The sequence below is a fragment of the Thermoplasmata archaeon genome (assembly GCA_038729465.1).
Taxonomy (GTDB): Archaea; Thermoplasmatota; Thermoplasmata; order Thermoplasmatales; family ARK-15; genus JAVRLB01.
Genome location: JAVYRZ010000034.1, coordinates 1 through 10,484, shown reverse-complemented (window position 1 = coordinate 10,484; position 10,484 = coordinate 1). Strand labels below are relative to the sequence as shown.

14 protein-coding genes and 2 tRNA genes are annotated in these 10,484 nt (G+C 35.5%); 11 read left to right on the top strand and 5 right to left on the bottom strand.

What is annotated here, in order from left to right; genetic code table 11:
* Positions 1–513 precede the first annotated feature (513 nt).
* Complete coding sequence (locus QXQ25_06740) at positions 514–1,911, bottom strand: transposase (protein MEM0161397.1); 1,398 nt, start codon at positions 1,909–1,911, stop codon at positions 514–516.
* 272 nt (positions 1,912–2,183) lie between these two features.
* Here QXQ25_06740 and ribB point away from each other — a divergent pair, with 272 nt between their 5' ends.
* The 4 genes from ribB to ribH are packed head-to-tail and all read left to right on the top strand — an operon-like array spanning position 2,184 to position 4,228.
* Positions 2,184–2,873 carry a 3,4-dihydroxy-2-butanone-4-phosphate synthase gene (ribB, locus tag QXQ25_06735; protein ID MEM0161396.1) on the top strand — a complete coding sequence of 230 codons (690 nt, stop codon included), beginning with the start codon at positions 2,184–2,186 and terminating at the stop codon, positions 2,871–2,873.
* The gene (locus QXQ25_06730; GenBank protein MEM0161395.1) at positions 2,861–3,331 is read left to right on the top strand and encodes an adenylyltransferase/cytidyltransferase family protein; all 471 of its coding nucleotides are present in this window, start codon (positions 2,861–2,863) and stop codon (positions 3,329–3,331) included. The genes ribB and QXQ25_06730 overlap by 13 nt, the downstream gene beginning before the upstream one ends.
* The gene (gene ribC / locus QXQ25_06725; GenBank protein MEM0161394.1) at positions 3,328–3,792 is read left to right on the top strand and encodes a riboflavin synthase; all 465 of its coding nucleotides are present in this window, start codon (positions 3,328–3,330) and stop codon (positions 3,790–3,792) included. Before QXQ25_06730 ends, ribC begins: the two co-directional genes overlap by 4 nt.
* A gap of 16 nt (positions 3,793–3,808) precedes the next feature.
* A complete protein-coding gene (gene ribH, locus QXQ25_06720) occupies positions 3,809–4,228 on the top strand; it encodes a 6,7-dimethyl-8-ribityllumazine synthase (GenBank protein MEM0161393.1) in 420 nt (139 codons plus the stop codon).
* Between the two features lie 47 nt (positions 4,229–4,275).
* Here ribH and uppS read toward each other — a convergent pair whose 3' ends face one another.
* Positions 4,276–5,058, bottom strand: coding sequence for a polyprenyl diphosphate synthase (uppS, locus tag QXQ25_06715; GenBank protein MEM0161392.1), 783 nt, complete (start codon positions 5,056–5,058; stop codon positions 4,276–4,278).
* Between the two features lie 150 nt (positions 5,059–5,208).
* On the opposite strand from uppS, the gene QXQ25_06710 reads away from it, so the two are divergent.
* From QXQ25_06710 to QXQ25_06680, 7 genes are all read left to right on the top strand, one after another.
* Positions 5,209–5,787, top strand: a complete 579-nt coding sequence (locus QXQ25_06710) for a DNA-directed RNA polymerase (GenBank protein MEM0161391.1) — start codon at positions 5,209–5,211, stop codon at positions 5,785–5,787.
* Entirely contained in the window at positions 5,780–5,965 is a 186-nt protein-coding gene (spt4, locus tag QXQ25_06705) for a transcription elongation factor subunit Spt4 (GenBank protein MEM0161390.1), read from the top strand. Before QXQ25_06710 ends, spt4 begins: the two co-directional genes overlap by 8 nt.
* Entirely contained in the window at positions 5,946–6,455 is a 510-nt protein-coding gene (locus QXQ25_06700; protein ID MEM0161389.1) for a DUF359 domain-containing protein, read from the top strand. The genes spt4 and QXQ25_06700 overlap by 20 nt, the downstream gene beginning before the upstream one ends.
* A gap of 7 nt (positions 6,456–6,462) precedes the next feature.
* The gene (gene rps24e, locus QXQ25_06695) at positions 6,463–6,756 is read left to right on the top strand and encodes a 30S ribosomal protein S24e (protein ID MEM0161388.1); all 294 of its coding nucleotides are present in this window, start codon (positions 6,463–6,465) and stop codon (positions 6,754–6,756) included.
* A 10-nt stretch (positions 6,757–6,766) separates the two neighbouring features.
* Positions 6,767–6,913 (top strand): 30S ribosomal protein S27ae, encoded by a 147-nt coding sequence (locus QXQ25_06690; GenBank protein MEM0161387.1) that lies wholly within the window; start codon positions 6,767–6,769, stop codon positions 6,911–6,913.
* Between the two features lie 3 nt (positions 6,914–6,916).
* Positions 6,917–6,989, top strand: a tRNA-Arg gene (locus QXQ25_06685).
* A 194-nt stretch (positions 6,990–7,183) separates the two neighbouring features.
* Complete coding sequence (locus QXQ25_06680; protein ID MEM0161386.1) at positions 7,184–8,062, top strand: MBL fold metallo-hydrolase; 879 nt, start codon at positions 7,184–7,186, stop codon at positions 8,060–8,062.
* Here QXQ25_06680 and QXQ25_06675 read toward each other — a convergent pair whose 3' ends face one another.
* From QXQ25_06675 to QXQ25_06665, 3 genes are all read right to left on the bottom strand, one after another.
* Positions 8,063–8,944 (bottom strand): phosphoribosylaminoimidazolesuccinocarboxamide synthase, encoded by an 882-nt coding sequence (locus tag QXQ25_06675; GenBank protein MEM0161385.1) that lies wholly within the window; start codon positions 8,942–8,944, stop codon positions 8,063–8,065.
* A 117-nt stretch (positions 8,945–9,061) separates the two neighbouring features.
* Entirely contained in the window at positions 9,062–10,081 is a 1,020-nt protein-coding gene (locus QXQ25_06670; GenBank protein MEM0161384.1) for an aldo/keto reductase, read from the bottom strand.
* Between the two features lie 303 nt (positions 10,082–10,384).
* Positions 10,385–10,459 (bottom strand) — tRNA-Glu (locus tag QXQ25_06665).
* Between the last annotated feature and the right edge of the window lie 25 nt (positions 10,460–10,484).

The following is a 10,484-nucleotide window of genomic DNA, read 5'->3' as shown; positions in this document are numbered from 1 at the left end:
ATGTAAACTTTCTTTTCCAGAATTTTATCCCAGAAACTAACTTTTTTAAAAGATAAAAATGCCATTTTTCATCACTCATTCAGATTACCATTGCTTTCATTATAACTAACGGCTGCGTTTGATATACAGCTTAAAAAACTCAGTAGGACAATCATAGTGCATATAGCTACTATAGAGGTTACCACTCCAACCTTAAACCTTTTCCTTTGCACTTATATCACCCTGAAGAAAGCAATCGTGTTTTTAATATTTAAATATATTGTCTTTTATTTTTATTCGAGCCTTATTTTAAAATCAATAGAGCCTCAAATAAAGAAGCATTAGAGTTTATATGTTGGCAATCGTTATCATAGAAATAAATGCTATAAATAAAGCTCATCTATGAAGGTACTTAGTCTTTGATTGATTCTTACCATATCTTATTTTTCTGGATCCATTATAAATCTAAAAACCAGTATTTTTCTAGTTTTTTTAGAACGAAAAACAAAAATTTAAACTGTAACTCTTCAACTTTTAGATAATATGTATCTGAATCTTTTCAATTATTTGTCTCGTTTTTCTTGGCACTTCCGTCTTGAGCCATTGATCTCCTACCTTTATCTCATGGATCCTTGAAAGGTGTAACAACACATCTCTTGGTGAATAATTTTTTAGCATTTTCTTAGTTCTTAATATGTTGTATACCTTGTAATAGAGCATCATTGATACAAAATTTACAAGCATCCATCCTTCTAACTCATAATCATCTTTCATGTATGTTCTGTCTGTCTCTAGTACGCTCTTGAATGTATCAAAAAGCTGATCGATATTTACTCTTACCTTTAACAGCTCATAAATCTTATCTCCACTTTCATTTAGATCTGTCAATACTGCTATTGTTCCTATCTCAGCGTATCTTGAGTAAATTTCTTCCATCTTATTATCTTTTATATTTCTAAGGTAATCATTCTCTTCTTCAACTTTTAGATGCTCATCTAAAAATAAAATTATTTTTCTTTTCTCAATGTTCTTTTCATAATACCAGATTTGTCGATCTTCAAAAAAGAAAAAGTTCATGTTATTCTTATTATAATTATAATCTATTATGGACAGATCCCTCTTCAACGGTAGTATGTAATGTATATTTTTTTGCTCTAATTCATTTACATTTTCTTCTGAATAGAACCCTTTATCTCCTACCACTATGATATTCTTTATACCGCTTTCTTCCATCGTGATCTTTATTGATGATACACTTGTAACAGATCCAACCAGCATTCTGTAGTATGCTGGCTCTTTTTTCAGTGCATTAAAAAGATACAATAGTTGAATCTGTGGTGAAAATTCATTTTTAGGATTATGGCATATCATACTTGAAATCACATTTTCTGATAATGAGAATACATGGGTTAGATCTATTGCCACATATTCTGCATCTATCAGATATGATTTCAGAAACCTTACGATCCTTGCCCTATCCATGCCTATGCTTCTGAGCACATCTCCAAGCACTCTAGGTGAGAGATTTATGTCAAATACATTTGAAAAATAGGAGGTATCATAGATGATCTGCATATTCTTCAATGGTGAACTGTGAAGAAATCTTATTGCAGCCATAGTGAATATCAATTCACCATTTGAAAATATTTTTTTAAGATCGTTAAGAATATCTTCACCTATCATATGGATAAATCTTGAAGCACCATATTCTTTTGCAGTAACCTGCTTGAACTGTTCAATTACTCTCTCATGTTTAGGCACTATTATGCCATCTGGAGTTATTTTTCCAATATATTTGTCCGTGATAAGTTGGGCTCTCTTTTTTTCTTTATTCCAAACACTATGCACTTTGTAAAGATAATAATTGTTGTTTTTAACACGAATTTGAGATCCTTTGGTCTTAAATTTTAAGACCCAATCAGGGTAGGTCATATTATGTAAATAGATAATATTAACGAGTTAATAAATTTTCTATTAAAACAAGGGAATTTAGTAAATTATATTATCTAATTTTTGTAAAGTTAGGGCTTAACCTAACAATGCCTTATTATATTGGAAAATGGATTTTGTAGGTATAACCTTATTAACTATTGATAACACTCACCCATTGCATTTGTGGATGCTATCTAGATTTATCAGAATCATATACCAAAAAATGAGTATATACCCAAAAATTAATAATAATATAAGCTATATCGCTCTATATGGAAAATATAGATAGAGCGATTAAGGACCTCAAAGAAGGTAAGCCGATATTAATTTTTGATTCTGAAAGTAGAGAAGGGGAAACAGATATAACCGTGGCGTCTCAGTTTGTAACTTTTGAAACAATAAAGATGATGAGAAAAGATGGTGGTGGGTTAATATGCACTACACTTCCTTATAATGTATCACAAAAGCTTGGAATGCCATATCTTGTAGATCTGTTTAAGAACTCAAATTTAGAGATATTTAAGTTACTTTCTCCCACAGACATTCCATATGACACAAAATCATCTTTTTCTTTTACTATTAACCATCGTAAAACTTTTACAGGAATACCAGACAAAGATCGAGCTCTCACAATTTCTGAATTTTCCAAGATCGTGAATCTTGCGATTGAAGATGGATCTAGTGCTCTTTCAGAGTTTGGAAAAAATTTCAGAAGCCCGGGTCATGTACATTTACTGATTGCCTCTAAAAACTTGCTTAAAGAGAGGCTAGGGCACACAGAACTATCTATGGCAATGGCGCAGATGGCAGGAGTAATACCATCTACCACGATCGTTGAGATGATGGGCGATGATGGTACGTCATTGAAGAAAACGGAAGCTATTAAATATGGAAAGTTACATAACTTTACATTCGTAGAAGGAAAAGATATAATAGAAAGGTGGAATAATTGGTCAGAGTAATGGCAACAGGCGTGTTTGACATTTTACATTTAGGTCATATTTACTTTTTAAAAGAAGCCCGGAAATATGGTGATGAGCTAGTGGTGGTAGTGGCACGGGACAATACTGCGAAAAAACTAAAGCATTTACCTATAATTAACGAGCAAAACAGGATGATTTTGGTATCTAATCTAAAGCCTGTCGATCGTGCAATTTTAGGGCACGAAGATGACATGTACAAAACTGTGGCTGAGGTAAAACCAGATGTGATAGTGTTAGGATATGACCAGGCTTTTGATGAAAAGGAAATAGAGAGAAAGTGCAAAGAGATAGGCTTAACTGTTAAAGTGGTAAGACTTGACAAATTTTCAGAATCTGATCTAAATGGAACCAGAAAGATTGTGGCAAAGATTGTAGAAGCTTACAATTTTCAGAAATATATGGAGAATGTTGAACATTCTGAGGTGATTAAAAAATGAAGACTGTGGGAATAGTAGACACTACTTTTGCCAGATATGACATGGGCTCAGTAGCTGAAAACACTTTGAATAACATGACCACAAACATCAAAATAATTAGATACACGGTGCCAGGAGTGAAAGATTTGCCCGTGGCATGTAAAAAATTGATCGAAGAGAAAAAGTGTGATATTGTGATAGCATTAGGCATGCCGGGCCCAAAAGAGATAGACAAGATTTGTGCGCATGAAGCTTCTACCGGATTGATTCAGGTACAGTTGATGACAAATATACATATCATAGAGGTATTTGTGCACGAAGACGAAGCAAAAGATGCTAAAGAGCTGGCCTATCTGGCTAAAGAGCGTGCAAGAGAACACGCTGAAAACGTATATTACCTGTTATTTGATCCCGCACACCTGACCAAGATGGCAGGTAAAGGATTAAGACAGGGATTTGAGGATGCAGGAGCAGTAAGATAAAAGAGGTGTTTGAAAAATGGCTGAAAAAATAAAAATTGGAATAGTAGTTTCTGAATATAATTTTGATATAACCATGATGATGTTAGAGCGCGCGAAAGTTGAGGCTGAGTTTTTGGGTGCTGAAATCTCCAAGATTGTGTATGTACCCGGCACTTTCGACATTCCGCTAGGTGTGAAAAAGCTGCTAGACTCTGAAAAAGTGGACGGAGTAGTAACCCTGGGCGCAGTGATTGAAGGAGAAACTGCTCATGATGAGATAATAATGCACAATGCTGCACGAAAAATTGAGGATCTCATGATAGAGTATGGAAAACCAGTAGCGCTGGGAATATCTGGGCATGGAGAAACAAGATTACAGGCTCTTGACAGAATAGAAAAAGGCAGAGAAGCGGTTGAAACCGTAGTAAAAATGGTAAAAAGGATGAAGGAGATATAAGCGCAAGGTACTTGAAAGACTATATCGGGAGTATCCAAAATTAACAACTATACTCCAAATCTTCTTTTTCTTAATTGATAAGAGTGTATTGCTCTTAAAAAATCTAACTTTTTGAAAGTAGGCCAGTAAACATCAGAAAAATATATTTCTGAATAAGCAATCTGCCAGAGCAGAAAATTAGAGATTCTTTCTTCTCCCGAAGTTCTTAATAGCAGGTCCGGGTCTGGTATGTTCTGCGTATACATGTTTTCTGATACTTTTTCTTCAGTTATATCCTCTATTTTCAATTTCCCATCTTTCACCAGTCCTGCAATTTTCTTTATTGCAGAGATTATTTCTTCTCGGCCTCCATATGCCAGTGCAATATTAAAATAAAAATTAGAAAAATCTTTGGTCAACTCTTCGAGTTTCTCTATTTTTTCCACCAAAAATTTTGGTATCAAATCTTTTCTGCCTATTATCTTTATTCTAACTTTGTTTCTATAAATTCTTTCATCTTTTATTGCGCTTTCTAAAGCATTGTAAAATATCTGCATTAAATCTTCAATTTCTTCATTTGACCTCTTAAAATTTTCAGTGGAAAAAGCATAAACAGTTAGCACCTTTACATGGAGCTCGAGACACCAGTTTAAAACTTCTTCCACCTTTTCTTTTCCTTTTTTATGTCCCTCCGCATTATTAAGCCCGTATTCTCTAGCAAATCTACGGTTTCCATCCATTATTATGGCTATATGTTCTGGGATAGGCCCATTTTTAACAGTATTAAATAGCCTCTGCTCATACGCTTTATATGCTAGCTCTGCAATACTATCTCCAAATTTATCTTGCACAGATAGAATAATAGTATTTTAGATTTAAACATTTTTATTCGATTAAAAATACTATCTAAATTTATATAGTCAAGATCAAATACGAAAACTAAAAAAATATATATAAAAGAACAGATTACACTTCCTATAAAGTGTAGAGGTAATTTTGTTATGTATATGCTTGTAGATGATGAAGATGTGCTACGCATTCCTCCAGAAATGTTAGGAGGAGATATAGATCAGATACTTTTCCAACTTTCGAGAGAAAAACTGGAAGGAAAAGTCAGATTATTTGAAGAGGATACTAAAGATAATAAAAAATATGTTATTATAGCTATTTTGAGCTTAGAAAGAATTGGTGATGGTAGGATTATTCCTGGAGACGGGGGAGTTTACCAGAGAATAAAGTTTGAGGCACTGACTTTCAAGCCTGAACTGCAGGAAGTAATTGAAGGAAACATTGTAGAAGTAAAAGAATTCGGGGCTTTTGTAAGATTTGGAGCGCTGGACGGTTTGCTTCACATTTCTCAAATATTCGATGATCGATTTGATATTGATATTGAGAATAAAAGGTTGATTGGCAAAGAATCTAAAAAAGATCTGAGGCTAAATGACAGGGTTAGGGTTAGATTTGTATCTTTAAGCTTAAATGAAGATAATGTCAGAGAAAGTAAAGTTGGACTGACAATGAGACAGCCTGGACTTGGAAAATTAGATTATCTGGAAAAAGAGGCGGCTAAAAATGCGTGAATATAGAGCCTGCAGAAAATGCCATACTGTAACAGAGGATCTCAAATGCCCTGTATGTGGAGAAGAAACCGTTCCTGAATGGGAAGGTTTTGTATATATTATAAACAGCCAATTTTCAAAAATAGCCCAGCACATGAATATAACCAAAGATGGACAGTATGCAATTAAAGTTAGATAGAGATCTCGTTTTACCTGAAAAATTAAGGAAAGAGTTGAGCATTGCCTCTGGGATATTGATACAGACTGAAGACCTGAAAAATTATTTATCTGATTCAGATACTATATATTCAGTTGGAGACATGACCACAGATACGTTGTTAAAAAATGGATATAAACCAAAAATAGCAATATTTGACAATAAAACGAAGAGAGGGCCTGCAAATATAGAGCCTTTCAAAGCATATTATCAACAAATAAAAAAAGTGTGCAACCCCCAAGGAAAAATATCGTTAGAGTTATGGAATGTCATAAAAGAGGCAATAGAGTCAGATACATATACTGCAATCGAAGTGGATGGAGAAGAGGATCTGGCGGCATTACCCTGCATATATATGGCAAAAGATAATGTAAAGGTTATATATGGTATACCCAATATGGGTATGAATATGATCATAGTAGATCAAAAAATAAAAAAGATAGTTGAAAAAATATTAAAGTTGATGGAGTGAATGTGATATGAACATAGAAATATTGGATAAAAAAGAAAACAATTTATTGCATCGAACCGAGATAAAATTCAAGGTTGTTCACAATCGTGAAAAAACGCCTACGAGAGATGCAATAAGGAAAGTACTTGCAGATAACATGAATGCAAAAATTGATACTGTGATAATAGATAGTGTAAAAACACAGTTTGGAAAAGAAGAAGTTATAGCCTACGGCAAAATCTATGATAATGTAGAAAATGCGAAAAAGATTGAGCCTGATTATATACTGTTAAGACATAAACTGATTGAGAAGAAATCATAGGTGATTTAAAATGAGCAATATTTATGAAGTTAAAGATGGCAAAGTAACGAGAAACAGAAGAACCTGCCCTAAATGCGGGCCCGGTACTTTTTTAGCGGAGCATAGTGACCGATACACTTGCGGAAAATGTGGATACACTGAATACAAGAAAAAGTAGCATGGGTCTGTAGTGTAGCTGGAGAGCATCGAGGCTTCCGGAGCCTCAGACTCGGGTTCGACTCCCGACAGACCCGTATATTCTTTGGTATTTATCAGAATACATGTAATATTCTGTTTCTCAAACGCTGCCTGTTCATTATTTTATTACTAGTACCGGTAGTGTAGAGCAAAAAAGAAAAGTTGAACTGTTTTTCTGATTATTTTTATATACACACTCTTAGAAGATTTTATATATTTTTAAACATGTCTGCGCATGCAGTGATATCACATGACCATTTACAAAGATAGTGGATATATCAATGAGCATTTACTGATGCTCGATGTTTTTGGCTGGAACAACGAAAAAACAACCTCGTCATTTATTGTTAAAGGAGACACGGTTGCAATAATGGATCCTGGCGGAAAAAGTTCGGGAGAAAAAATAGTGGAAAAATTGAATGAATACAATATAGATCCAAAATCTGTGACCCATATTTTTGTGAGTCATAGGCATAACGATCATGCTGGCGGTGCTCCCCCCATCTTGAAAATATGCAAAAATGCGAAAGTTTATGCAAATTCCATAACTCTGGAAAACCTGGCAAATCCTGAGAAGATTAACAATGCTACAATATCTCTATACGGCGATCTTGCAGAACCCATAGAAGCTGTTAAGGAGAAAGAGAGGCTTGTGCCTATAAATGACGGAGATACATTCAATCTAGGTAACAATGTCAGAATTAAGGCAATTTATGCACCAGGACATACCTCCGATCATTTTATGTTCTTTGAACTGAACAGCAAGTTCTTGTTCACTGGCGATGGAGCAGGGCTGTTTTCTGGAAAATACTCAACATTATTGCCAAACTCGTTTCCTCCAAGCTTCAGGTTTGAAAACTATCTTATCTCTCTGAAAAATATTCTGAATCTAGACTTTGATATTGTTGGATTTTCCCACTACGGTGCAGTATCAGGCCCTGACGCAAAAAAAACAATAGTAGAAGGTTTGAGAATACTCAATGAGTGGAACTCTGTTATAAGAGAAAAAGGCAGCGTCAGTGAAGAGATCCTATTAAAAAAATATATTGATAAATTTGATCTATTTCCCCAGTATTTCAGAATTCCCGTATTCAAAATAATTGTAAATGGTTTTAGTAAAAATTTATGATCACCACTTTCTGCCCGTGATTTTCTCGTACATCTCCCTGTATAGCTGCGAAGTTTTTCGTATAAGTTCTTCGGGCATGGGCGGTATCTCGGGCTCTGCCAAATTATGTGCTCTAGCTTCCATTAGCCGGTCATAATATCCTGTTTCTCGATAATATTTTCGTACATATTCCTTGCTTAACTCTATTTGCTCTCCATTTTTATAAGAATCAAGATCCCAAAACCTGTCTTCGTCCGCAGTGCCGAACGTGTCTACAATTACCGGCACACGCTCGCTGTCAAGCGCCCACTCTTTCTTGCCATCCACATGTATCAACCCTCTCTTGAGCACCTCACTATTCATAAATGCATCTATCTTCAGTATCTGCTCTTTGATCTCATCCATCTCTTTCTTATTCAACCCGCTGATCTGCATTGCCTCGTTCATGTCCAGCTCCCGGTCAAATTTCTCGAATTTTGTGGTTACCTCAAAGAACGGATCGTTCAGTTTTGCTCCATATTCTATGTTTTTAGTGCTTATTGCATCACGGCTGATTTTTCCAGATTTCAGACGATCAAACAATGATCCTGCTATATAGTATCTGACTATGAACTCCAGCGGAATCAGATAATCTTTAGAATGTTGTGTGGGTTTTGCAATAATGTTAAATTTCCGAACTCGCATCCTGTTGTTTCCTATTGATCGTATATAATGATTTTGTACATTGATGTTTTTTAAGGTTTCAAACCAGTATGCAGATGTGCGACACAAAGATGCACCTTTGTCAGGCACCTTGTTTGGTATGATCTTGTCAAATACAGATATGTTGTCTGTAAAGTAAAATTCTAGTTCAGTACCGTAATCATAAATTTCCTTAACTTTTCCTATTTTTATTGGGTTCATGCTTACCAGAATAATTTTCACTTTATATAAAAATTATGTTATCTCTCATAACTCATTCTAAAATATATTTACCCGTTTCATAGTAGCTAGAAAAAAAGTAAGTAATTGTAAAAAAGATCAGCGTAAAATCTCGAAATCTCTATCCTGTCCCTGTCTCTGTATCATCCAGTTTGGATACATGGCCCTGCTCTCAGATACTTTGTCCAACCGCTCTATCTGCCCTACCTTCAGGTTTACATCTATTGCTCCTAAATCCTCTTCAAGCTGTTCCATGTTCCTAGCTCCGATCAGCGCTATGACCCTCTTGTTAACGAGCCAGGAAAGCGCTACCTGAGATGGTTTGCAACCCTGCTCTTCTGCAACTCTCTTCACTTCCTCAACAACGTCCCAGCCACTGCTCTCATCAAAATAAGGGAAGAAGAAGCCTCTATCACCCATTCTTGTGCCGGCGGTAGGTTTCTCGCCTCTTTTGTATTTGCCTGTTAAAATTCCACCATGTAATGGGCTCCATGACAAAAGTGACATTTTGCTGTATTTTAAAAATGGCATGATCTCATACTCAACGTCTCTGTTGATTAAACTATAGTTCATCTGCGCACTTTCATATCTTGCAAATCCTCGCTCTTCAACCATTGCCTGCAACGTTGCCATTTGCCATGCTGCAAAATTGGATAGAGCGGGATATATTACCTTTCCCTGATCCACAAAAGACTGCATGGTCTCAACCACTTCTTTCAAGTTGCTCTCACTGTCCCAGCCATGATATTGGTATATGTCCACCCATGACGTGCCAAGCCTTTCAAGGCTCTTTCTTAAGGATATGCTCATATGATGTCTAGAAAGTCCTAGCTCATTTATTCCCTTGCCTATCTTGCCCCTGACCTTCGTCGCTATCATCACTTGATCCCTGTACTTCTTTATAGACTTCCCAAGTATAATCTCAGAATCTCCAGCATCATATACATCTGCAGTATCATACAGATTTACACCTGCATCAATACAGCGTTTTATCATCCTGTCAGATAACTCTTGATTTACTCCTCCAAGTTTCCATACGTTTTTCTCGCCAAATGTCATAGCTCCAAATGCAAGCACTGATACAAACGTTCCGGTATTTCCATATTTTATATATTTCATAATGTTATGTTATCTTTTTTCATATATTAATATTTCTTCACCTCTGATTCTGAGACCAAATATATTTTTAGTATCCTTATACTTGGTTTTCTATTTTCTTCCAACACTTTTACTTTAAATTATAGACTTCTGCACAATAACTTTTCATATATTCTATTACTTTTTTCCTATTCTCTCTCGCACTATGATATTCATAAATAATTTAAGGGTGTAGATAGATTCAAGATCGTAGCTGATAGAGCGGTAACAGAACTTTCAATCCTATAAAGGTTCGAATCCATGTGCTCCCAGTACTGTTCTGAATGCTCCCGTCGGGATTTGAACCCGAGTCGAGGGAGTGAGAGTCCCTTATGCTTGGCCGGACTACACCACGGGAGCTTTGGACTGCCTATATAATCATCTT

Coding starts and splice junctions, on each gene's coding strand:
- QXQ25_06700 (MEM0161389.1), top strand. CDS start 5,946: ATGCAATTAAAGTTAGATAGAGATCTCGTTTTACCTGAAAAATTAAGG.
- QXQ25_06670 (MEM0161384.1), bottom strand. CDS start 10,081: ATGAAATATATAAAATATGGAAATACCGGAACGTTTGTATCAGTGCTT.
- QXQ25_06675 (MEM0161385.1), bottom strand. CDS start 8,944: ATGAACCCAATAAAAATAGGAAAAGTTAAGGAAATTTATGATTACGGT.
- ribC (MEM0161394.1), top strand. CDS start 3,328: ATGAAGACTGTGGGAATAGTAGACACTACTTTTGCCAGATATGACATG.
- spt4 (MEM0161390.1), top strand. CDS start 5,780: ATGCGTGAATATAGAGCCTGCAGAAAATGCCATACTGTAACAGAGGAT.
- ribB (MEM0161396.1), top strand. CDS start 2,184: ATGGAAAATATAGATAGAGCGATTAAGGACCTCAAAGAAGGTAAGCCG.
- rps24e (MEM0161388.1), top strand. CDS start 6,463: ATGAACATAGAAATATTGGATAAAAAAGAAAACAATTTATTGCATCGA.
- QXQ25_06710 (MEM0161391.1), top strand. CDS start 5,209: ATGTATATGCTTGTAGATGATGAAGATGTGCTACGCATTCCTCCAGAA.
- QXQ25_06690 (MEM0161387.1), top strand. CDS start 6,767: ATGAGCAATATTTATGAAGTTAAAGATGGCAAAGTAACGAGAAACAGA.
- QXQ25_06680 (MEM0161386.1), top strand. CDS start 7,184: ATGACCATTTACAAAGATAGTGGATATATCAATGAGCATTTACTGATG.
- ribH (MEM0161393.1), top strand. CDS start 3,809: ATGGCTGAAAAAATAAAAATTGGAATAGTAGTTTCTGAATATAATTTT.
- QXQ25_06740 (MEM0161397.1), bottom strand. CDS start 1,911: ATGACCTACCCTGATTGGGTCTTAAAATTTAAGACCAAAGGATCTCAA.